The organism is Curtobacterium sp. MCBA15_004, assembly GCF_001865055.2.
Taxonomy (GTDB): Bacteria; Actinomycetota; Actinomycetes; order Actinomycetales; family Microbacteriaceae; genus Curtobacterium.
Genome location: NZ_CP126266.1, coordinates 37583 through 60093 on the forward strand (window position 1 = coordinate 37583; position 22511 = coordinate 60093).

The 22511-nt window shown below is 73.3% G+C and carries 22 protein-coding genes; 15 read left to right on the forward strand and 7 right to left on the reverse strand.

Features of this window, described 5'->3' with window-relative positions; translation table 11 throughout:
• Positions 1-13 precede the first annotated feature (13 nt).
• Genes QOL16_RS00185 through QOL16_RS00195 form a run of 3 tightly spaced genes read left to right on the forward strand, consistent with a single transcriptional unit; the run spans position 14 to position 1465 of the window.
• A complete protein-coding gene (locus tag QOL16_RS00185) occupies positions 14-196 on the forward strand; it encodes a hypothetical protein (protein ID WP_065963754.1) in 183 nt (60 codons plus the stop codon).
• A gap of 47 nt (positions 197-243) precedes the next feature.
• Entirely contained in the window at positions 244-801 is a 558-nt protein-coding gene (locus tag QOL16_RS00190) for a MarR family winged helix-turn-helix transcriptional regulator (protein WP_071285839.1), read from the forward strand.
• A 52-nt stretch (positions 802-853) separates the two neighbouring features.
• Entirely contained in the window at positions 854-1465 is a 612-nt protein-coding gene (locus tag QOL16_RS00195; RefSeq protein WP_071285831.1) for a TetR/AcrR family transcriptional regulator, read from the forward strand.
• 36 nt (positions 1466-1501) lie between these two features.
• Here the strand turns inward: QOL16_RS00195 and QOL16_RS00200 are convergent, their stop codons facing one another.
• Entirely contained in the window at positions 1502-2062 is a 561-nt protein-coding gene (locus tag QOL16_RS00200; protein ID WP_071285856.1) for an MOSC domain-containing protein, read from the reverse strand.
• A 208-nt stretch (positions 2063-2270) separates the two neighbouring features.
• Between QOL16_RS00200 and QOL16_RS00205 the strand changes: the two genes are divergently transcribed.
• From QOL16_RS00205 to QOL16_RS00225, 5 genes are all read left to right on the forward strand, one after another.
• Positions 2271-2441 (forward strand): hypothetical protein, encoded by a 171-nt coding sequence (locus QOL16_RS00205; protein ID WP_171898805.1) that lies wholly within the window; start codon positions 2271-2273, stop codon positions 2439-2441.
• A 1-nt stretch (position 2442) separates the two neighbouring features.
• Positions 2443-3048, forward strand: coding sequence for a hypothetical protein (locus QOL16_RS00210; protein WP_071285827.1), 606 nt, complete (start codon positions 2443-2445; stop codon positions 3046-3048).
• A 47-nt stretch (positions 3049-3095) separates the two neighbouring features.
• Positions 3096-4088 (forward strand): peptidoglycan-binding protein, encoded by a 993-nt coding sequence (locus QOL16_RS00215; RefSeq protein ID WP_175473849.1) that lies wholly within the window; start codon positions 3096-3098, stop codon positions 4086-4088.
• The gene (locus QOL16_RS00220) at positions 4085-4681 is read left to right on the forward strand and encodes an ABC transporter ATP-binding protein (protein ID WP_253181675.1); all 597 of its coding nucleotides are present in this window, start codon (positions 4085-4087) and stop codon (positions 4679-4681) included. The genes QOL16_RS00215 and QOL16_RS00220 overlap by 4 nt, the downstream gene beginning before the upstream one ends.
• A 79-nt stretch (positions 4682-4760) precedes the next feature.
• On the forward strand, positions 4761-5765 hold the full coding sequence (locus QOL16_RS00225; protein ID WP_139266531.1) for a hypothetical protein: 1005 nt from the start codon (positions 4761-4763) through the stop codon (positions 5763-5765).
• 70 nt (positions 5766-5835) lie between these two features.
• On the opposite strand, the gene QOL16_RS00230 is transcribed toward QOL16_RS00225, so the two are convergent.
• On the reverse strand, positions 5836-6951 hold the full coding sequence (locus QOL16_RS00230; RefSeq protein ID WP_065963772.1) for a Gfo/Idh/MocA family protein: 1116 nt from the start codon (positions 6949-6951) through the stop codon (positions 5836-5838).
• Positions 6948-7763, reverse strand: a complete 816-nt coding sequence (locus QOL16_RS00235) for a sugar phosphate isomerase/epimerase (protein ID WP_175473158.1) — start codon at positions 7761-7763, stop codon at positions 6948-6950. The genes QOL16_RS00230 and QOL16_RS00235 overlap by 4 nt, the downstream gene beginning before the upstream one ends.
• 254 nt (positions 7764-8017) lie before the next feature.
• Between QOL16_RS00235 and QOL16_RS00240 the strand changes: the two genes are divergently transcribed.
• The 3 genes from QOL16_RS00240 to QOL16_RS00250 all read left to right on the forward strand — a co-directional run bounded on the left by QOL16_RS00240 (position 8018) and on the right by QOL16_RS00250 (position 14361).
• Positions 8018-9313, forward strand: coding sequence for an MFS transporter (locus tag QOL16_RS00240; protein ID WP_071285818.1), 1296 nt, complete (start codon positions 8018-8020; stop codon positions 9311-9313).
• Between the two features lie 100 nt (positions 9314-9413).
• Positions 9414-10733 carry a carboxylesterase family protein gene (locus tag QOL16_RS00245; protein WP_071285815.1) on the forward strand — a complete coding sequence of 440 codons (1320 nt, stop codon included), beginning with the start codon at positions 9414-9416 and terminating at the stop codon, positions 10731-10733.
• 187 nt (positions 10734-10920) lie between these two features.
• Positions 10921-14361, forward strand: coding sequence for an SdrD B-like domain-containing protein (locus QOL16_RS00250; protein WP_139266530.1), 3441 nt, complete (start codon positions 10921-10923; stop codon positions 14359-14361).
• 85 nt (positions 14362-14446) lie between these two features.
• Here the strand turns inward: QOL16_RS00250 and QOL16_RS00255 are convergent, their stop codons facing one another.
• From QOL16_RS00255 to QOL16_RS00265, 3 genes are all read right to left on the reverse strand, one after another.
• Positions 14447-15946, reverse strand: a complete 1500-nt coding sequence (locus tag QOL16_RS00255) for an insulinase family protein (RefSeq protein WP_065963223.1) — start codon at positions 15944-15946, stop codon at positions 14447-14449.
• Positions 15947-16032: 86 nt separating this feature from the next.
• Entirely contained in the window at positions 16033-16878 is an 846-nt protein-coding gene (locus QOL16_RS00260) for a DUF4184 family protein (RefSeq protein ID WP_071285808.1), read from the reverse strand.
• Between the two features lie 4 nt (positions 16879-16882).
• On the reverse strand, positions 16883-18280 hold the full coding sequence (locus tag QOL16_RS00265) for an alpha/beta hydrolase-fold protein (protein ID WP_071285804.1): 1398 nt from the start codon (positions 18278-18280) through the stop codon (positions 16883-16885).
• Between the two features lie 248 nt (positions 18281-18528).
• Between QOL16_RS00265 and QOL16_RS00270 the strand changes: the two genes are divergently transcribed.
• Together QOL16_RS00270 and QOL16_RS00275 are read left to right on the forward strand one after the other, a co-directional pair.
• On the forward strand, positions 18529-18969 hold the full coding sequence (locus QOL16_RS00270; protein ID WP_065963228.1) for an NUDIX hydrolase: 441 nt from the start codon (positions 18529-18531) through the stop codon (positions 18967-18969).
• A gap of 134 nt (positions 18970-19103) precedes the next feature.
• Positions 19104-19562: a hypothetical protein gene (locus QOL16_RS00275; protein WP_071285801.1), complete on the forward strand. Its 459-nt coding sequence runs from the start codon at positions 19104-19106 to the stop codon at positions 19560-19562.
• On the opposite strand, the gene QOL16_RS00280 is transcribed toward QOL16_RS00275, so the two are convergent.
• Positions 19543-19911: a VOC family protein gene (locus QOL16_RS00280; protein ID WP_065963232.1), complete on the reverse strand. Its 369-nt coding sequence runs from the start codon at positions 19909-19911 to the stop codon at positions 19543-19545. The two genes, QOL16_RS00275 and QOL16_RS00280, sit on opposite strands and share 20 nt — an antisense overlap.
• Before the next feature lie 126 nt (positions 19912-20037).
• On the opposite strand from QOL16_RS00280, the gene QOL16_RS00285 reads away from it, so the two are divergent.
• Positions 20038-21786 carry an alkaline phosphatase family protein gene (locus QOL16_RS00285; RefSeq protein WP_071285798.1) on the forward strand — a complete coding sequence of 583 codons (1749 nt, stop codon included), beginning with the start codon at positions 20038-20040 and terminating at the stop codon, positions 21784-21786.
• A 43-nt stretch (positions 21787-21829) separates the two neighbouring features.
• Positions 21830-22468: a nucleoside/nucleotide kinase family protein gene (locus QOL16_RS00290; RefSeq protein ID WP_065963237.1), complete on the forward strand. Its 639-nt coding sequence runs from the start codon at positions 21830-21832 to the stop codon at positions 22466-22468.
• Positions 22469-22511 lie beyond the last annotated feature (43 nt).

Genomic DNA, 22511 nt, shown 5'->3' on the forward strand with positions numbered 1-22511 from the left:
AGGCGGGATCGCTATGCACAGCACGTACACCGGGATGCCGCAGCGAGCGCGGATCGGCGCCTCGCACACCCGCGTGGGACTCACCGACCCGGCGGTCATCGACGCCTACGTCGAGCGCCGCGTCCAGGACCCGTCGCTCCTGTCCCGGCGCAGCGAACCGTCGTACGCTGACTTCTTCACGGCTGCGAGCGTCTGACCCCGACGCCCCGCCGAGCCCGTCGTACAGAGAGACCGTCGTACCCGATGCCGCTGACCGTCGTCCGCCGAGAGCACATGCACCTGTACGCCCGGGAGCCCCGGGCCCGAGCCGCGAAGGCCGCCGTGGATGCCCTCCTCCGACTGCAGCACGCCCAGGAGCAGCAGCTCGAGCAGGCCCGGACCGAGAGCAGCCTGACGAAGAACGAGTTCCTCGCCGTGCGGTACCTGCTCCAGGCGCACCGGGACGGGCGGGCGATGGGGCCGAAGGACCTCGCCGTCATGCTCAACGTGTCGAACGCCTCGGTGACGAAGATCGTCGACGGCCTCGTCGCGAAGGGAGACATCGTGCGGTCGCCGCACCCGACCGACCGACGCGCGCAGGTGCTCGAGCCGACCGTGCAGGCGGCCGAGAAGATCGACTCGTCGTACGCCCGCTTCCACGAGGCCGTGGTCGGGGTGATGGACCACCTGTCCACCGAGGACAACGCCGTGCTCGCGCGGTGCCTCGACCAGGTCACCGAGGCGCTCGTCGGCGGTGCGCCCACGCCCGTCGACGAGTACACGGTCGACCCGGACGGGGCGTCGGAGCCGATCGACTCCTGATCGCGGGCCCACCGGGGGTGGCGCGAAAACCTTCCAGCGGTAAGTTGGGGGGATGACGAACGAGGTCGACGACGACGCGACCCCACCCCGGCGCGGTGGGTACCGCAAGGGTGCCGAACGCCGGGCGCAGATCCTCGACGAGATGATCCGCATGGTCGCCGCACAGGGGGTCGACGCGTCGTCGCTCCGGTCGGTCGCCGACTCGCTCGGCATCACGCACGCGGCGCTCCGGCACTACTTCCCGAGCCGCGACGAACTGCTGCTCGCCGTGTACCGCGAGCACGAGGTGCGTGAGCAGGGTGCACCGGACCGGATGAAGTCGGCGATCGGGGACATGCGGGAGAGCGCGACGCGCAACCGTGCGGTCCCCGGGCTCGTGCAGCTCTACACGACGCTCGCCGCCGACGCCGTGCAGGAGGGCCATCCGACCACGCGGGACTTCATGCGCGAGCGGTTCACGCGCCTGCGGGCCGACCTCGCCGAGCTCATCACCGCCGACCAGGCCGCCGGGCGCATCCGCGCGGACCTCGACCCGGCCGACCTGGCGAGCCTGTGCATCGCGGCGTCCGACGGTCTGCAGGTGCAGTGGCTGCTCGACCCCGACGCAGTGGACGGCGAGCGGGTCCTGCGGCTGCTCGAGTCGCTCGTCCCGCCCCGGTCCTGACGTCCTCCGTCCCGGAGCCCCTGCCGTCCCGAGCGGTCAGACGGGCTGGAGCGGCTGCCGTTCGCCGACGGGCAGCTCGACCGTGATCCGGTCGCCGGCCCGCACGACCCCATCGGTCAGGACGACGCCCATCACGCCGCCCCGGCGCTCGACGCTGCCGTCCTCGGCGCGACCGAGCACCTGCTTGAGCAGTCCCGGGTCGTGGTCGTTGATCTGCTGACACGGGTTGCGCAGTCCCGTGACCTGCACGCTGGCGTCGGCGCCGAGCCGCAGGACCGTGCCGACCGGCAGGGAAAGGAGGTCGACGCCCCGGGTCGTGACGTTCTCGCCGAGTTCCCCGGGCTCGACGTGGTGCCCGGTCGGAGCGAGCTCGTCGAAGAGCTCGGCGTGCACGAGGTGCACTTGCCGCAGGTTCGGCTGCGACGGGTCCCGCGCGACCCGGGAGCGGTGCTGCACGGTGGTGCCGGCGTGGGCGTCCCCGTCCACGCCCCACCCGGCGACGAGGCGCACCTCGTCCACCACGGGCTTGCTGAAGCGGTGTTCGTCGTCCCTGCTCACCGCGACGACGTGCGGCTGGTCGTGCTGGTCCCCGGTCACGGTCCCATCCTGGTGCACGTCCGCGCGGTCTGGCTCGATTGACGAGACCGGAGCGGAGATATATCTTCGTGTGGAACGTTGGATACAAAGGGGGAATGACGTGAAGTCGATCTCGGTGTTGGCCATCGCTGCGACACTCGTGGGCGGAGGGCTCGTCGCCGTCACGGTGCACGCAGAGCCCGCGGGCGCGGTGCCGTGTGTCAACAGGGTGACCACGTGGCAGGCCTACAACGAGTGCTCGGGCGTCCCGGCGCGCCACTGGGACGCGATCAGGAACGCGGCGTCGAAGTACGGCAACTGGGCCAACGCCCGTCAGTGGTCGAAGCAGTCCGCCTGCTGGGGCAACGTCGTGTCCTACGGCTACTCGCTCAGGGGCTGACGTGGAGCGCACGGTCCGCTCGGTCGTGATCGCGTTCCTCGTGTCCGGATCGGTCGTCGGGTGTTCCGCCACGGCCACACCGACCGACGCGGCCAGGGGAGGGCCCCGCGGTTTCGAGGGCCCGTGGGCAGCGCAGTTCGAGACCGCGTACGCGGGTGCCCACAGCGCGTACGAGCGTGACGTCCTCCGGGACGGCGCGGTGTCCGTCGCCGAGTACGAACAGACACGGTCGCACGTGGCGTCGTGCCTCGCCGATGCTGGGTACAAGATCACCTACGACGCGACGGGCGGGTTCGAACTGGGCTCGGAGGACGGCTCGTACCCGGACGACTTCTTCGAGCACTCGGACCCGGTGCTGCAGACCTGCGAACGTCGTTGGGACGGCTCGATCCGCTTCCTGTACGAGCAGGTTCGCCGGAACCCGGAGCAGCTCGACGAAGCCGCCATCGCGGTGCGCTGCCTCCGCGCCGCTGGCCTCGTCGACGGGTCCTACACGGACGACCGTTGGAACGAGGAGAACGCGCGCGACGACTGGTCGTTCGACGCCCTCGACCCCGCGGCCGAGGCGTGCCGACTCGACCCGCTCGGCCGCTGGTACCGACGATGAGGCGCAGCGCGGTGTCGACGCACTGGTCCACCGGTGTGCTCGCCCTCGTGGCGGCCGGAGCGTTCGGGGCGTCGGCCGCGCTGCTGGGTGCCGCGTTGGACGAACCAGAGGCGCTTCGGTCCGCGCGTCCCGTCGATGCGGTGCCGGTCGAGGAACGCAGCGACGACGACGCTCGTCTCCTCCGACTCTCACTCGTCGCAGGCGGGCCACGAACGGTCGCGGCGCCTCGGTCCGGCGTGCTCACGAGCCTCTCGTGCGCCTCCGGAGAGCCCGTGCGCTCCGGGTCGGTCATCGCGACCGTGGACGGCGAGGTGGTCATCGCGCTGGCGACTGACGAGCCCCTGTGGCGCGACCTCGAGGTCGGTACGGAGGGTTCGGACGTCCGGGGCTTCCAACGGTCGCTGAGCGCGCTCGGTTTCCCCGTCGCCGACGACGGGAGGGTCGGGCCTCGGACGGTCCGTGCAGCACAACGCCTGCTCCGGTCAGCGGGCTCTGGTCTCCGGCTCACCGCCGGGGTCCCGCTCGACCGGTTCGCGTGGATCCCGGCGGATGCCGTCCCTGCCAGGGCGTGCGACGGGACGGTCGGCACTCCGACCGAGCGGGGAGCGCCTCTGGTGTCACTACCGGTCGACCTGGTCGGGGCCACGGTCGCGCCGCCGGCAGGTGCAACGCCGGGTGCACGCGAGGTGCGCGTCGGTCAGGTGACCGCGCCAGTCGATCCGGATGGGGTCGTCCGCGACCGCGCTGCGCTCGCTGCGATCGCGTCGACACCCGAGTACGCCTCCGCCACGGTCGAGGACGGGACTGCGAGCATCCCTGCCGACTGGCGTCTCCACGAGCCGGAGACCGTCCTCGTCGTACCACCCGCGGCGCTCTACGACCTCCGCGACGACCAGGCGTGTGTGCAGGTTCCTCGCCGCCGTGAGGCGGTGCTGGTCGCCGTCGTGGGATCCGAGCTCGGTCAGTCGTACGTGCGGGCACCGAGCGGGGGATTCTCCTCGGTCTTGCTGCACCCTGACGCGGGTCGACGGTGCCGGTGACGCTCCGCGGCGTCGGCCACCGGTTCCGCGACGGTCGCTGGCTGTTCCGTGGTGTCGACGCACGCCTGGAACGCGGTGTCGTGCACGCGCTCGTCGGCCCGAGCGGGAGCGGCAAGTCGACGCTCCTCGGCATCATCGCGGGCATGGTCGAGCCCACGTGTGGCCACGTGGAGCGTGACGACGGCATCAGGGTCGGATGGGTGTTCCAGAACCCGCACGGCGTCGCGCGTCGCAGCGTGGTCGACCACGTGGCCCTTCCGTACCTGGCCAGCGGTGCGCGCCGTCCCGAAGCGGAACTCCGAGCGGAGGCGCTCCTGCACCGGTTCGGGTTGGGCAGTCGGGTGGGTGCCCGCTTCCGCGACCTGTCCGGTGGCGAAGCGCAACGACTCATGCTCGCCCGGGCGGTCGCCTCCGCTCCGGACGTGCTCCTGGTCGACGAGCCGACCGCGCAGCTCGACCGCTCGACGGCGTCGCAGGTCGACCGTGCCGTGCGAGAACTCGCCGGGAACGGGTTCGCCGTGGTCGTCGCGACGCACGACCCGTCGACGCGAGCATCGTGCGACACCGTCCACGAGCTCGGTCAGGTGGGCTGAGGTGCGCTTGCGTTCGATCGTGGACGAGGCGTCCCGGGACGTTCGGAGTGGGGCGGGGGCGACGGCCGCAGCGGCCGCGGTGTTCGTCCTTCTCGTCGGTGGGCTCCTCGTCGCTGCTGCTGGGCAGCGGGCTGCTGACGTCCGGCAGGCAGAGCGCTTCGTCGCAGCTGGTGCAGCCACCTCGATCGAGCGATCGGACGGACGGATCGACGGCCGGTCGTGTTCCCGCCTGGTCGAGCTACCCAACGTCGTCGCCGCGGGAGCCGTCCGCCGGACCGAGGCCGAGCTCGTGCCCGCCGTGACCCCTCGGTCGCCGGTCCCGCTCTTCGAGGTGTCCCCGGGCTTCGAGCGCGTGCTCGGCGTCGCACCGGGACGCTCAGGGAGTCCTGGCGTGCTCCTCCCGCGCGGTCTCGCTGGTGCACTCGGGGTCGGCGCGGGCGAAGACCTCGCCACGGCGGATGCACCGGTGCCGGTCGCCGCCGTCTACGACCACCCCGAAGACGGACGTGTGAGTCCCCTGTCCTGGGCCGCGGTCGGCGTGGCGCCGCTCGACGGCCGTCCCTTCGACGAGTGCTGGGCCACGATCTGGCCCGAGGACGAAGCGTCGGTGGCTGCGCTCAGCGCCACACTGCTGCCGAAGGTCGGCGACGGCGAGCCGCCGACGCTCCGTCAACTCAACGGGACGTTCGGGGGCACCTTCTCGGCCACCCGACGAGCGGACGGAGTGGTTCCGTCGTCAGTCGGGTCCTTCGCCGCCGCCGTCGCCGCGGTCCTGGGATGCACGATCGTGCTCCGGCGCCGCCTCGCGCTCGCGAGCGACCGTCACGTCGGAGTGACCCGCAGCGCGCAGCTCGCGACGCAATTGGCACAGGGGGTCACCTGGATCCTCTCAGGCGCGGTGGTCATCGTGCTGGCCACGCTCCTCGTGACCGGTCCGCTGAGCGCGGGAGACCGGTGGCCGATCATCGCGGAGGTGGTCGTGCGGACCGCGGCTGCTGCGGCGGCCGCGCTGGGTGGCATCACCGTGGGGGTCTCGTGCGTGCGTGAGCGCTCGTTGCTGCGCTACTTCAAGGAGCGACGGTGACGGTGACGGTGCAGCACACACGAACGGCCGGCCCCGAGTGGGGCCGGCCGTTCCACGGTGGTGCGGTCGACTACGCGTCGACGCCCGCCGTGAGCACCGCGGCGGCGGGGTCGAAGTCCTCGGGCAGCGGGGCCACGCGCTCGACGGACGACTCGATCGTCACCGCCGAACCGGACTCGGCGGCGTCGCGGATGCCGAGCAGCACGTCGAGGACGTGCAGCGCGACCTCGCCCGAGGCGCGCTCCGGACGGTCCTCGGCGATGGCACGGGCCATCTCGACGACGCCGGTGCCGCGGCCCCAGGTGGACCCGACGGCCTCGAGGGTCTCGGGCTCCTCCTGGCCGTAGCGCCACAGCTGCGACGAGCCCTCGAACGTGTTCGGGTCGGGCAGCGAGATGGTGCCGAGCGTGCCGTTGATCTCGACGAAGCCCATGCGGGGGAGTGCGTGCTGGAACGAGAACGTCGACTGGGCGGACTGCCCGCCGGCGAACTCGATGAGCGCGGCGTGGTGCGTGGGGACCTCGACGGGGAAGGTCTCGCCGGCGCGGTCGCCCGAGGCGATGGTGCGGCGGTCGAGCGACTTCGACGACACGGCCTGTACGCGCGAGGCGGCACCGAACGCGTGGACGAGCGTCGTCACGTAGTACGGACCCATGTCGAACAGCGGGCCGGCACCGGTGGCGAACAGGAAGTCCGGGTTCGGGTGCCACGCCTCGGGCCCGGGCACGTGGAACAGTGTCGTCGCGGTGAGCGGTTCGCCGATGTCCCCGCGGGCGATGGCCCGGAGCGCCGTCTGGATGCCCGCGCCGAGCACGGTGTCCGGCGCCGTCGCGACGCGCAGGCCCTTCGCCTTCGCCGACGCGAGCACCGCAGCGGCCGACTCGTGGTCGGTCGCGATCGGCTTCTCGCTCCAGACGTGCTTGCCGGCGTCGATGATCTGCTGGTCGACCTCGGCGTGCGCGGCGGGGATCGTCAGGTTGATGACGATCGAGATGTCGTCGCGGGCGAGGAGCTCCTCGACCGAACCGGACGCCGCGACCCCGTACTCGGCTGCCTGCGCGGCGGCGCGGTCCTGCAGGACGTCGGCGACGAAGCGGACCTCGACGTCGGCGAACTGCGTGAGGTTCGTCAGGTACTGGGTGGAGATGTTGCCGGCACCGATGATGCCGATCCCGACGCGGCTCACGCGGCGCTCCCGGCGGTGTCGTTGGCGCGGAGCCACGCGAGGGACTCGGTGATGCCCTGGAAGACGTCGCCCGAGTAGGCGTCGAACTCGACGACACGGATGGCCTGCGGTGCCGCGGCGAGGATCCCCGCCACGTCGACGTCGCCCTGGCCGGCCGGGGTCTGGTTCTCGAAGGCGCGCTGCAGGGCCTCGGGCACGACGAGGGCGCTCTCCGACGACGGCAGCGCGGTGAGGATGTCACCGTCGACCTTGCCGTCCTTGACGTGGATCGCGACGACGCGGTCACCGAGCGAGCGGAGCACGGCCGGGGCGTCCGCACCGCCGACGGTCGCCCAGAAGGTGTCGACCTCCAGGACGGTCTCGGGGGAGAGCTGCGACACGAAGTGCTCGTAGACGGTCTTGCCGTCCACCTTGTTCGTGAACTCCCACTGGTGGTTGTGGTACCCGAACTGCAGGCCGCGCGCGGCTGCCTCGGCGGTCAGGACGTTGACGCGCTCGGCGATCTTCGCGACGTCGTCGGCGGTCTGCCAGCGGTCGGTCGGGATGAACGGGTCGATGACCGTCCGGATGCCGAGGCGCTCGGCGGCGTCCCAGATCGGCGCGGTGTCCTCGGCGTCGATCACGGCGACGTGACCCGACGGGGCCTGCAGGCCGGTGGCCGCGAAGGCCTTCTCGAGGTCGGCTGCACGCTCGACGAACGCGTACGGCTCGACGTTCTCGTAGCCGATCTCCCGCACGCGGGCGATCGCCTTGTCGAGGTCTTCGGCGATGGCGTCGCGCAGTGAGTACAGCTGCACAGAGGTGGTGGGCATGGCAGAGGCTCCTTCGGTCCTGACTGGGTGTCGCGCCCGTCGAGGAGCGATGCTCCACGGCGAGATCGAAGACGACGCTACCGCAAAAACCACCCGCTGTGTAGTTTTCTGCGCCAGGCGACGTCCCGGCCGTTCCACCGCGCGTCGGGCACCGCTCCACACCACGACATGTGTCGCGCATCCCGGCGATCGATGTAGGCTCCCCACCAGAAACCATGTACGACAAGGTTTCTGCATCGACTCGAGGAGGCGTCATGAGCACACCCGAACCCGGCGGTCCGGCCCTGCTGAACCCGGAAGAGGGCATCACCCAACCGGTCAGCACCATGCGGGTGGGGGTGGGCTACCAGGTCGCGCTCTTCCTCGGACAGTTCGGCCTCTTCGTGGCGCTCATGGCCCCGGTCTACGTGAGCATGCAGATCAAGGCGCAGGCGCTCGTGGGCGAGGACGCCGCCACCGTGATCGGCTCCGTGCTGCCGATCGGCGCGTTCGGCGCACTGCTCATGAACCCCCTCGCCGGCGCGCTCTCGGACCGGACCCGCACGCGGTGGGGTCGGCGGCGTCCCTGGCTGCTCGGCGGCGTCGTGGTCTTCCTCGTCGCCCTGGCCTGGATCGCCTCCGCACCGGACGTGTTCAACCTGACGCTCGCGTGGCTGCTCGCGCAGGTCGCCGCCAACGCGACGCTCGCGACGCTCCTCGCGAGCTTCGCGGACAACGTCCCGCAGGCACAGCGCGGCCGATCGTCGAGCATCATCGCGCTCGCGCAGAACACCGCCGTGCTCGCCGGCACCTACCTGTCGGTGTTCTTCGTCGCGAACCTGCCGGTGCTGTTCATCGCCCCCGGCGTCCTGGCCGTGGTGCTCGTCGTCGTGTACGCGGTGGTCGCCCGCGACGACCTGCCGACGTACCCGCTCAAGAAGTTCACGTGGCGCAACCTGGTGTCGTCGTTCTGGACGAACCCGATCAAGAACCCCGACTTCGCGTTCGCGTGGTGGTCGCGCTTCCTCATCATCCTCGCGACCTTCATGTTCACGACCTACCGGCTGCTGTACATGCAGGAGCACCTGGGGATCGAGAAGCTCGCGGACGCCACCAAGGCCGTCGCGTTCGGTGTCCTGCTCTACACGATCGCGCTGCTCGTCAGCGCGGCGGTCTCCGGCTGGGCGTCCGACCGGCTCGGCCGCCGCAAGGTGTTCGTCGGCGGCTCGACCGCGCTGTTCGCCGTCGGTCTCGTCGTGCTCGCCCACGCCGACACCGTGACGGGCTTCTACGTCGCCGAGGTGGTCATGGGCTTCGCCTACGGCATCTACTCGGCGATCGACACCGCCCTGGTCGTCGACGTGCTGCCGAACGCGGACCGGCCGGGCAAGGACCTCGGGGTGATCAACATCGCGAACGCGCTGCCGCAGTCGCTCGCCCCCGCCATCTCGCTGTTCTTCCTGTCCGTCGGCAGCACGCACGCCGACAACTACGAGCTCATGTGCTGGGCCGCCGGAGCGGTCGCCCTGGTGGGCGCCCTGGTGGTCATCCCCATCAAGCGGGTCCGGTAGCGCCCGTCGCGACACGCGACCCGACGACGGACGGGAGGCGCGGTGCCGGCCCGCACCGCGCCTCCCGTCCGTCCCGGGGTCACGTCGGTACCGTGAGCCGGTGCCGACCCCCGCAACCCGTCCCTTCGACACCCCCGCCGGGACGGTCACCACCGTCGTCGACGGCGCGGTGACCCGCGCCCTCGGTGTCCCGTACGCCCGTGCCGACCGCTTCGCGCCGCCGGAGCCGTACCCGGACTCCGCCGAGCCGTACCCGGCGACCACGCCGGCCCCCGTCGCGCCGCAGCGCACGTCGCCGGCGATGGAGCAGCTGCTGCCGCCGATGGACCTGCAGGTCGACGAGCACTGCCAGCGCCTCACCGTCACGCTGCCGAGCGACGTCCGCCCGGACGAACTCCTGCCCGTGATGGTGTGGGTGCACGGCGGGTCGTACGTCATCGGTGGTGGCGACCTGCCCATCCACGACGCCCGCGACCTGGTGACCGAGCAGCGGGTGGTCGTCGTGTCGGTGACCTACCGGCTCGGCGTCCTGGGGTTCCTCGGCGACGGCAGGACGGTGCCCGCGAACCTCGGGTTGCTCGACCTGCTCGAGGCGCTGCGCTGGGTGCAGCGGAACATCACCGCGTTCGGCGGCGACCCCGACACGGTGACGCTGTTCGGGCAGTCGGCCGGCGGTGACGCGATCGCGCACCTGCTGATCAGCGACGGCGCCCGCGGGCTGTTCCGCCGGGCGATCGTGCAGAGCGCGCCGCTCGGGCTCTCCCGCGGCCGCGCGCGGATGAGCCGCGCGCTGGTCCGGGCGGTCGGCGTCGTGCACCCCGACACGCCGCTCGACGAGGTCCTCGACCGTCAGGAGCGGGCCGAACGGGTCGCCCTCCGGTTCGGACTCGCCGGCGGCATGCCCTTCGGGACCCAGTACGGCCACGCACCGCTCCCCGCTGAGCGCGACACCGACCGGGCCTGGCGCGCCGCGGCACCCGAGGTGGACGTCCTGATCGGGTCGGGGTCCGACGAGACCGGCATGTACGTGCCGATGATCCCCGGGGTCCGGACCCTCGCCCGGTACCGGCCGACCCGGTCGCTCCTGCGCTGGCTCGTCGTGCGGCCGCTCTCCGAGGTGATCTACGGGCGCGACGTCCGCCGGTTCGTCGCGCGGCACCGGGCCGCCGGGGGGAACGCCGTCGGCTACCGGCTGCTGCGCGGGGCGACCGCGGCGCCGACCGGGGCCGTGCACATGAGCGACGTGCCGATGCTGCTCGGTGGGCGGGAGGCCTGGGTCGGCAGTCGCCTCGTGCCCGCGCGGGAGTGGCCGGCGGTCGAGCGGCGGGGGCGGGCGCTCCGTGCGGTGTGGGCGGGGTTCGCGCGGACCGGGCGGGTGTCCGTGCCGGACGACGAGACGATCGTGTTCGACCGGGGGTGAGGCGGGGGCGGGCTGGGTCTCTCCGAGCCTGGGTCTCTCCGGGCCCGGGGTCGGGGCCGGGCAGCGTCCGTCGTGGGGTGATGTGCCGTACATACCGAGAGCGTGACCGGAACGTGGAACATCAGTACGTTGCCTCCTGATGTGGACGACACCCTCCGTCGTCCACCGCGACAGGAGGTCCATGGACATGCGCAGGTCACCCATCGCCAGGGCTGCCGCGACGGCATCCGTGTCGTCCGTGGTGCTCGGTTTCGTGCTCGCGACCGCGGCACCCGTCGGTGCGGCGCAGTCCGCGACGGGGTCGGTACCGTCGGCGGCGCCCGGCGGGGCCGTCGACCTCGCCCTCGAGGTCGCCCAGGACGGCAACGGCCCGTTCACCCCGACCGAGGGTCCCGGCGCCGACGCGAGTGCGACGAACGGGATCGTCCGCACCCGCGACGCGATCACGTACCGCGTGACCATGACCTCCACGGGCGGAGCGAGCTCGAACGAGCGCTTCACGCTGACCGCTCCGACGGGGACGAGCTGGGCCGGGGTGCCGGGTCGGTGCACGGGCGCCGGGTCGGCCGTGACCGGTCAGGACCTCACGTGCAACCTCGGCACCGTCGACGAGGGCCGGGCCGTCGTCGTGCCCGTCGTGCTGCAGGTCTCCGCAGAGCGACGGGACGGGGACCGGCTCGAGGTCGCCGCCACCGGTACGGCCGACGCCGCGGCGAACGGGACCGTGACGGCCTCCTCGCCGGCGACGACGGTGTCGGCGGCGGCCCGCTACAACCTGAGCAAGGACGTGCAGGGCTCGGTCCTCCGCACCGGGGTCCCCGGTCCGGACGGCGTGACCCGGGGGATCCAGCTCGTCTACCCGATCGCGGTGGACTGGCAGCCGGTCGTCCCCGGGCAGGGGCTGCTCGGCTTCGCGGCGAGCACGGGTCCGATGACCTTCACGGACGACCTGTCGCAGATCCTCGGTGACCTGCCGTCGCAGGCGGTGCTCTGGAACGGGGGCGCTCCCGCGTGCGGGCCGAACGGCGCGGCGGAACCACGCCTGACCGGACTCCCCGGCGGCGCCGGCGGGGGCGAGCGTGCCGTCGCCGACTCGGGGGAGCTCTCCTGCTCGCAGGCGGGTCCCGGTCGCCCGGTCGACGTCCGCATCGACGGCACGGTCACGGACCCGGACCGCATCCCGACCAGGAACATCGCGGGCGGACCGATCGTCGGCGGCCAGAAGCCGTACGTCGTCAGCGGGTACCTCAGCCTGTGGATGCCGACCCCGCCGGCGGGCACGTCGGTGCAGTCGACCAACACCTACTCGGCGTTGCAGACGACGTCGGTGACCGGTGCCCCGAACTTCCCCGGCAGCACCGAACCGACGGCGGACAACGCCTCGCGCCGGACGATCGTCGAGTACGGCCCCGGCAACGCGTCGAAGCAGCTCTACCGCGTGCGCGACGGCGGCGCGGCGGTCGACATCGGTTCCGAGAAGCGCGGCGATCCGTGGGCGACGCCCGGGACCCTGCTCCGCAGCGATGTCTCCGCGAGCAACGCCGGGCTGACGACCCTCCGCGGTGTGGTGCTCTGCGACACCTTCGACCGTGCGACGCAGCGCCTGACCACGCTCGACCGGGTGACCGCCTGGACCTCGCGGCTGGGTGGTGCCCGGGTGCAGTACGCCGCGTTCACCATGTCCTCCCCGGAAGCCGGGCGGACAGCGACGTGCGACGACGGCGACGGGCCGTGGTACGACCGTCCCGAGGACGTCCCCGGCGGCGCCGGAGCGGTCGGCGCCGTGCGGGCGACGGGTGACGTCCTCGGCGGCGAGCAGCCGTCCCTCCACTCGTACGTCACGACCGAGGACGCGCCGAACGGCACCCGCGCGCGTGACTTCGGGCACGTGTGGTTCGGCGACCGGGCGACGACGTGGGTGCACGACGCCTCGCCGGACCCGGGGCTCGCCGCCGGACCGCTCGCGGACAGCGTCGTCCTCACCGAGGACCTGGCACGGATCACGAAGAAGGTCGTCGACCCCGGGCACGACGCGGCCGACACCCCGGACGAGACGACCTCGACGACCGCCGGTGCCACGGTCGAGTACGCGCTCTACCCGACGTTCACGAACGGCAAGACCACGGGGCAGCCGGCCGAGGTGACGGTCCAGGACGTCCTGCCGCAGCACACCCGCTACGTCGACGGCAGTGCCTCGGCACCGCCCGTCGTGGACACCGTGACCGATGCGGGCGGCGAGGGACACCAGCGCCTGACGTGGACCCTGCCCGCCGTCCGGCCGAACGCCCCGATCGAGCCCCTGACCTACACCGCTGCCGTCGCCGACACGGCGCCGCCCGGCCCGATCACGAACACGGCCTCAGCGTCCTCGCCCACCGACGCATCGGACGCGCAGTACCGACAGGCGTCGCGAGCGGTGCAGGTCGTGCGCGGCGGTGGCGTCAGCGTGCTGAAGGCCGCCGTCGACCCCGTCGTGCTCGTCGGGGACGACCTCCGGTGGGACCTCGTGTCCACGAACACCGACACCACTCCGGTCGACGGCGTGGACGTGATCGACGTCCTGCCCCACCGCGGGGACGACCAGGGCTCGGCCTTCCACGGCTCGGTCGCGCTGGCCGGGCCCGTGCCGGTCGACACCGACGGCGGCGAGCAGGTCACCTACACGCGCGCTCGTCCGACGGACGTCGACCTCGACGGTGGCCACCCGTCGAACCGGCCGGGCGGTTCGACCACGTGGTGCGCCGAGACCGCGTTTGGGACCGACGGGTGCCCGGCGACCCTGACCGACGTGACCGCGGTCCGGATCCAGCGCACGGCACCGATCGGGGTCGGGGAGTCCGTCCGGCACCGGGTCGCCGTCCACGGCGTCGGAGCCCACGACGGTGACTCCTACACGAACCGCTTCGGGCTCCGGTCGTCGAGCCTCGCGCTGCCGGTGCGGTCGAACCCCGCGACGGTCCGGGTCGTGTCCGGTGCGGTCGGTGACCGCGTGTGGGACGACCGTGACCACGACGGCGTGCAGGACCACGGCGAGCCGGGGGTCGCCGACGTCGCGGTGGCCCTGCGGGGGACCGACGACCGTGGTGCCGAGGTGACCGAGCGGACGACGTCCCGCGCGGACGGCACCTACCGGTTCGACGGTCTGCGCCCGGGCCGCTACACGGTGGTGTTCTCCGCGCCGGACGACTCGGCCTTCACGACACCGCACGTCGGGGACGACCGGGCGGTCGACTCCGACGCGGGCCCGGACGGGCAGACCGACCCGGTCGAGCTCGGACGCGAGACCGACGCTGCCGGTGCCCTCACCGGGGTCCGTCGCGACGACACGGTCGACGCCGGGCTGGTCGTCGACGAGCCCGGCGAGCCCGGTGGGCCGGACGGACCGGGTGGGCCCGACGGACCGGGCGAGCCCGGCGGCCCGGACGGTGGGTCCGGACCCTCGAGTGGTGGCCGAGGAGCCGACGGCGGGTCCGGCGCTGGCGATCGTGCGGGTGCCGGGACGCCGGGCACCGGGGCGCTCGCCTGGACGGGAGCCGACGTGCGCCTGCCGATCGTGCTCGCCGTGGTGCTCCTGGTGGTGGGGGCGGCGCTCGCCGCGAGGACCCGGAGGCAGCGCGGTCGGTCCTGAGCGACCGGGGATCGGTGCCGGCACCCGCGCACGAGGGCGCAGGTGCCGGCACGTCGGTCAGATCGGCCGGTCGCCGGCGACGGGATCAGGACGAGAAGTCGCGCACCAGGTGGTCCGGCGTCGCAGCGAGCACCGCCGCGACGAACCGTCGGCCCCGCCACCACTCCGCGGCCCGGATGTGGAACGAGTCACCCTGCGTGTCGACGATGGTCACGCCCTCGCTGCCGCGTCTGCCGACGACGGCCGCCTGCGCCAGGTCGACTTCGCGGGACTCCTCTCCACGCGGCCGGAGGACCAGGCGGTGGTCGACGATCTCGGCGTGCATCGTCGCCAGTCCGCTCAGGAGCCGGTCGCGGTGCGTGCTCCGGCCGCGTCCGGGGCGCGCCGGGAACCACACACGAGGGGGGACCGGCCTGCCGATCTTCGCGTCGTCGTGCTCCAGACCGTGCCGCCGCGCGAGTGCCGCGAAGTCGACGTCGGCGTCGCGGTCGACGCAGACGAGCAGCGTCGGGAACGCGTCCTCGAGGGCTTCCCGCAGCTGCGCGAGCTCGGCGGGGGAGACGGGGGAGTCGGCGCTCGGGGCCAGGCCGATCCCGCGGAGTCGTCGCAGCATCGTCGCCCAGATCGTCACGTCGGGGCCGGAGGAGGGATACAGCGCGTTGAGCGCTCGGGAGGCGTCGATCCTGGCGATCGTGGCGGCACTCGGTCCGTGCTCCGCCAGACGCCGGAACACCCCGACGACGGCGGCGGTGGTCTCCTCGACGTCGGAGTCGTCCCCGTCGGCCGTCACGGCGACGACGCTCGTGTCCGCGTCCAGGTCGAGCGTGTGCGAGCTGACGTCGTACGCGAGCGCCGCCTCGATGCGGAGCGCGTCGAAGACCTCGTGTTCGATCACCGCGTCGGCCAGCGGCGCGACCTCCGCCGGGACGACGACCGAGGCGGCCGTGCCGCCGAGGGCCGACTCGACCAGGGCGCCGCGGCGCATCGGTCCGGTCCACCGCTCGATGCGGGTGCTCGGGCGGCCCGGACGGCCGGCGGGCAGCGGGAGGTCGATCACCTCGGGCGGAGCGGTGCCCCCACGGACGATCACCACCGCGTTCTCGGCGACGAAGCGCTCCGCGACCCAGTTCCGGACCTCCTCGGCGGTGATGCCCGCGACCGCGGCCGATCCCGCTCCCGAGCGACCAGGGCCGGCCGGTCCGAAGCGTGCCGTGTGCACCGAGGCGACCTGCTCGTGGAAGCGCAGCCGGTCTTCCTTCTCGAGCACCCTGCGTTCCCGCACGACCGTGTCGTCGGTGGTCTCGGCGAGGGCCGAGACCGAGGCCGCGAACCGCCCGAGGAGTGCCAATGCCTCGTCGGTGGTCTCGGTGGTGACCTCGAAGAAGGTGACGTGGTCGTGCGTGGTGGCGTTGTGCCACGTGGTGATCGGGAGCGCCCCACGGACCGCGAGGTGCTCCACGAGGTGGGTGATCCCGGCGAGGGTGACCGGCTCGTCACAGGAGCCCACGCCGAACGCCAGCCGTGCCTCGACGACGCCCGGTGCGGAGGCGTGGACGGTCGGGACGGGGCGGAGCTGTTCGGGCACAGGTCATGCTCACACGGAACCCGGCGGCGACCGCGCCCCAGTCCGAGGGCCGGTGAGTGGGCGGCTCGGGTGTCGGCCCGTGCCGGTCAGCGTCCCGGCGGTCCCTCGGTGCGGGACCCGTGCCGCCGCACCACGAGCAGCAGCACCGCCCCGCCGACGAGCCCGACCGCGACCACCACCGGCACGCGGAACGCCAGCGCCGTGACCGCACCGCCGAGCCCGCGCCCGGCCAGCAGCGCCGCGCCGCCGACCGCGACGGACAGCACCACGGCCGCACCGGCGACCACCACGGCGACACGACGCTCACCCGCGCTCGGCGTCCGCTCCGCCCGGGGTGCCGTGCGCCGCCACCACACCACGGCGGCCACGAGCAACGCGAGCAGCCCGAGCGCCGACGACGTGTCCTGCAGGAAGAACGGGAGCGGGTACCCGCCCACCGTGCCCTCGCGGAGCGCCGGCCAGGCCTGGACCACGAACCCGTGGCCGTGCGTGAAGCCGTCCCAGACGACGTGGGTCACGCTGCCGAGCACGCACCCGACCAGGACCGGCAGCACGCGCCGGACCGTGACCAGCAGTGCGCGCCGGATGCGGACCGGCAGTGCGTCGGGGCCCCCGACCCTCCGCGCCTGCGGGGAGCACATCCGGACGGGCCGCGGCGTCGTCCACGACAGCGGGACGCGCGCCCGGACACCCGGGACGACCGGAGCCCACGCCGGACGGACGAGCAGCCACCACACGCCGAGCACGACGAGCGAGACGGCGAGGTCGATCGTCGGGATGCCCCACCAGGAGCGCGCGTCCTCGTACCGGGGCAGGAACGGAGCGAACAGCACGGTGTCCGGGGCCATCGACCCGACGGCGACGGCGGCGACCGGGACGGGGAGTCGCCGCGCGCCGAGGGCGACGACGGCGTGGCTCACGGTGAAGGGCACGGTGTCAGCGCACGAGGTGGGTGCGGCGCATGAACCACTCCACGCCCTCGGCCAGGGCGACGCCGGCGGTGTGCCAGTCGTGCCCGCCGCCCTCGATCATCCGGACGGTCACGTCGGTCCCCGCCGCCCGTGCCGCGTCGGCGATGACCGGGACGACCGGCCCGTACCGGCTGTCGTCGGCCCCCGCGGCGATGAAGGCCGCCGAGGACCGGTACGGCGCGTGGTCCTGGAGCAGTCGGACGGGCTGTGCGGCCTCGAACGCTGCCCGGTCACCACGGAAACCCCGTCGGACGGTCTCATCCTGGTCACCGAGCGTCGGTCCGCGCTGCCCCGAGACGTCGATCCAGGACCCGAAGCGGTGCGGGAACGCGGCGCCGAGCTGCACCGCGCAGGTGCCGCCCTGCGAGAAGCCGCCGATCGCCCACCGGTCGGCGGACTCCGCGGCGTGGAGGTGTCGGTGCACCCACGCGGGGACGTCCTCGGTCAGGTAGGTCGCGCTGTTGCCGAGCGGACCGTCGACGCACATCGGGTTGTTCGTCGCGGCTCCGAGCTGGTCCGGCATCACGACGATCGGGGCGAGCCCGTGGTGTGCCGCCGCCAGGGCGTCGAGTCGTGCGACCATCCGGCCGGCCTCGACGATGTTGGCGGGCGCTGCTCCCGGCCCCTGCCCGGAGAGCATGACGACGACGGGCAGCACGGGGGCGTGCTCGACGAGCGCCGCGGGCGGCAGGTACACGATGGCGGGACGTGCCCGGAAGTGCGAGGTGTCGCCCGGGATCCGGACCGAGCCGTACCGTCCGTGCGTGGGCATGTCCGACGGCGGCTGCCACGCGGCGGCGTCCGCGGCCCGGGTGGACGGGGAGGGATCGTCCGGCAGCGCCAGGGCGGGCACGTGGGACTCACCCAGGGCGTCGGCGACGGTGGGGAACAGACCCGCGTCACGGTTGATCGCGAGCGCGCCGGACAGGACGGCGAGCGGCACGAGGACCGCGGCCACCACGCGGGTGCGCGTCCGTCCGCGCACGAGGCCGACGACCGCCACACCGAGGAGCGCGCAGACGACGCCCGTCCAGATCCGGTCGACCCACGTCGGGGCGATGCCGAGCACGTCGAGGACGTCGCCGAGGAACCAGGAGAGCAGCGCGCCGAGCACTGCACCGGCCACGAGCGCGACCGCGAGCGGTCGCCAGGCCCGCCGGACTGCGAGGACGACGCCGAGGGCCGCCACGACGGTGACCGCGTAGAGCGGGAGCAGGAGGTGGGCGGAGAGCAGGGGGAGGGTCGTCACGAGGGTCCTGGGGGTGTGGTGTCCGCGGAGCGCGGCTTCGGCGTACTGTTCGGCACCGTAGCGAGCGGAGGTGTCCTGCGGGGGCCGGAACGGCCGTTCCGGGGTGCCTTCCATGCTGATCCTGAGTCATCCCGCACCGAGGTGGCCGGCCGACGGCCGGAGACTGTCCGGTCGGCTGATCGGAAGGGGTCGCGCGGCCGATGCGGCGGCAGGCGGTCGCAGGCGCCGCGGAGACCGGACGGGAGGCGCGGTGCGGCAGCAGGGGACGGCGGGCGCGGTGCTGCGGGACGGACGGGAGGCGCGGTGCCGGTCCGGCGGCGCGGCTCGCCTCCGCCCCCTGGTCACGGTGGCAGGGTCGGCGGATGGAGTACACGGACTACGACACCCGGCTCGCCGCCTACGGCGTCGTCACGGACGGCGACCGCGTGCTCCTCGCCCGCCTGCGCATCGCCGAGCGGGGCACGTGGACGCTGCCCGGCGGCGGGGTCGAGTTCGAGGAGAGCGTCGAGCAGGCCGTCGTGCGGGAGATCCGCGAGGAGACCGGCTACGAGGCGACCTGCGGCGCGCTCCTCGGGGTGCGGCACCACATCGTGCCCGTCGAGCGGCGACTGCACGCCACCGGTCGGCCCATGAAGGCCGTCCAGGTCGTGTTCCGGGCGTCGGTCACGGGCGGTTCGCTGCGCCACGAGGCGGACGGCACCACCGACGAGGCCGCCTGGGTCCCGATCGCCGAGCTGCCCCACCGACGGCACGGGCTGCTCGTGCCGATCGCCCTCGGGTGGGCGGGCGTGCTCGGACGCTGAGCCCGGCCCGTGCCGGTCCCGGCCGGTGGCGTCGTCGCTGTGGGGACACCCGGGCACGGACGGAGCGGGAAACCGGGCGGCGTCCACGGTCCGTCGGTAGCGTCGTGCCACGACGTCGAGCGAGAGGAGCGGACGTGCACGGCGAGGCGACCGACCTGTCCGCCCGGCTCTGGGACGAGCGGGCGGTGCTCGCGCAGCTCGTCGACGACGCCGACCGCGCGGACGTCGTCCCGGCGCTGTTCGAGCGGCTCCGTGCGCTGCGCCTGGAGCGGGACGTCCTGGTGCACGCCCTCGCGGCCCGGTGGGGCGCCGCACAGCCCGACCGGCGCGACGCCCTCGGTCACCCCGACGGCACACACCTGCCCGGCAGCGCGCTCGCAGCCGGCGGCACGGAAGCGCCCGGCAGCACCGACGATGCCGACCCGGACGCCCTGGCGGCGCTCGCCGCGGTCGCCCCGCCACCGTGGGACCTGCTCCTCCCCGGACACGTGGCCGCGCTCGACCGCCTCGCGGCCGAGGTGACCGCGGCGCTGCCCCCCGGACCCCTGCGGGACGAGTGGGAGCGCCTCGACGTCACTCCTCGACGACGCTGAGCACGTTGCCCGACGGGTCGGTGAACCACGCGATGAGCGGTCCGCCGTGCCGGTTCACCCCGCGCTCGTCGGTGAGGCCCTCGTAGCGGAGGAACGCGACGCCGGCGGCGGTGAGCTCGTCGACCGCGGCGTCCACGTCCGGCACCGGGAAGTTCAGCACCGTGGCGGACGCCGGCTCGTGGGCGTCGCCCTTCGGGTACAGGAGCACGCGGTGTCCGTCGCCGAGCAGCAGCGACAGCATGCCGTGCTCCTCGCGCACCGGGACCCCGAGGACCCCCTCGTAGAACCTCCGGGCCGTCGGCACGTCCCGCACCGAGAACCCGCTGAACGCCTTCGTCGCGTCGATCACCGCACCAGGCAACCACCGACGGCGCCCCGCCGCACACCGACGGCCCGGCCGCACACCGAGTGCCCTCCCGGAGCCGGCCCGGCGGCTGCACGCCACGTCCGCACCGCCCGGTGGTAGGAACGTGCCATGGCAGCTGACGAGCACCGCGGCGACGGGCGCGCCGCGGACGGACCGCACCAGAGCCGACGGTCGTTCCTCCGGCGGGCGGGCATCGGGGCCGCCGGTGCCGCGGTCGGTGCGGGTGCGGTCGGTGCGGGGGTCGCGGCGGCACGCGGGTCCGACGAGCGCTACGGCTTCGCGCCGCTCCCCGAACGCGCCGAGCCCGGGTTCGACCACGTCGTCGTGCTCATGTTCGAGAACCGCAGCTTCGACCACGTGTTCGGCCGGCTGTACACCGACGCCGAGCTCCGACCCGGGCAGTCCTTCGCCGGGCTGCAGCGCGGCACGCACGAGAACACCGCCCCGGACGGCACGGTCGTCGCGGCACACGTCTACGAGGGCAGCACCGACCACGTGATGAGCCAGCCGGACCCCGACCCCGGCGAGTTCTACCCGCACGTCAACACGCAGTGGTTCGGCACGGTCGACCCGCCCGGCAACGCCGATCCCGGCCGGAACGGGTACGCGCCGCCGTACAACGCACCGGCCGACACGAGCCGCCCGACGATGTCCGGCTTCGTCCGGGACTACGTGGTGAACTACCGGCTCGAGCGCGGCGTCGAGCCCACGCGCGACGAGTACGAGCGCGTGATGGGGGGCTTCTCGCCCGCGATGCTCCCGGTCTTCTCGACCCTGGCGAAGTCGTTCGCGGTCTACGACCACTGGTTCTGCGCGGTGCCGTCGCAGACGTTCTGCAACCGGTCGTTCTTCCATGCCGGCACGTCGCACGGCTTCGTCACGAACGGTCAGCCGGACGGACCCGCCAAGTGGCTGGACGCCCCGGACGTCCCGACGCTCTTCACCCGGCTCGAGGAGGCCGGCAAGAGCTGGCGTGTCTACTTCGACGCCGACCAGGTCGTCTCGCTCACCGGCTTCCTGCACGCCCCCTCGATCGAGCGGTACTGGAAGACCAACTTCCGGAGCATGGCGCAGTTCCACGAGGACGCGGCGAACGGGAACCTGCCCGACTACGCGTTCGTCGAGCCCCGGATGATGTTCGACCACAACGACATGCACCCGCCGGTCTCCCGCCCGAAGGTGGTACCGGAGGCCGACGGCGCGACGTTCGACAGCGCGATGAGCGACGTCCGTGCCGCCGAGGCCCTGCTCGCCGAGGTGTACGGCGCGATCCGGGCCAGCCGCTCGACCACGGGCTCGAACGCCGTGAACACCGCGCTGGTCGTGACCTTCGACGAGCACGGCGGGATCTACGACCACGTCCCGCCGCCCACCGCCACCCCGCCGACGGGCACCGCGGAGCCGGGGGAGATGGGCTTCGGGTTCGACCGGCTGGGCGGCCGCGTCCCCACCTTCGTCGTGTCGGCGTACACCGAGCCCGGCACGATCGTGAACACCCCGATGCACCACGGCTCGATCGCGCACACGCTCTGCCAGCAGCACGGCCTCGAGCCGCTCACGCACCGGGACGCCGACGCCGAGGGCATCCACAACGTCCTGAACCGGCGCGTCCCGCGGCAGCCGCAGCTCTGGCCGGAGGTCACCGCGCCCTACGTCCCGACGAACCCCGAGGCCGCCGCCCGCCGCCGTCGTCCCCGCGGTGCCGAGCGCGACCGTCCGGTCACGGCACCGGGGAAGGGGCTGCTCGGCCTGCTCCTGGCCAAGTACGAGCCCGGCGCCCCCGTGCCCGAGACCTTCGGCGACGCCTACGACGTGCTGACCGAGCACGGACTCGGCCTGTTCGGCGACCGCGACTGACTCCGCCCGGGCCGCCCGACACCGCGTCTGCGAGGATGACCGCGTGACCGCCGAGAGCTCGACCGACGACGCCGTCGCCCGTGCCGTGGAGCTCGCCGGTGCCGGTGGCCGTGTCGTGCTCGGCATCGTCGGTGCCCCGGGTGCGGGCAAGTCGACCCTGGCCCGCCGGATCGTCGCCGCGGTCGACGCGCAGCACGGACCGGGCACCGCCGTCCAGGTGCCGATGGACGGGTTCCACCTGGCGAACCGCGCACTCGACGCCCTCGGACGCCGCGACCGCAAGGGTGCGGTCGACACCTTCGACGGCGCCGGCTACGTCGCGCTCGTCCGCCGCCTGGTCGCCGCCGACGAGCCCGTCGTCTGGGCGCCGGACTTCGACCGGACGGTCGACGATCCGGTCGCCGGCAGCATCGCCGTGCCGCGGGCCGCACGCCTCGTCGTCACCGAGGGCAACTACCTGCTCGACGAGGACGAGCCGTGGTCGGCGCTGGCGACGCTGTTCACCGAGACGTGGGCGTGCGTCGTCGCCGACGACGTCCGCGTCGACCGACTGGTCGGACGGCACGTCCGGCACGGACGCGACCCGGAGTCGGCCCGTGCCTGGGCGGTCGAGGTCGACGGCGTGAACGCCGCGAGGGTCGTGGCGGGGCTGCACCGCGCCTCCAGGACGGTCCTGACGTGACCGGAACCGGCGCGACCGACCCGACCTGACCTGACCTGATCTG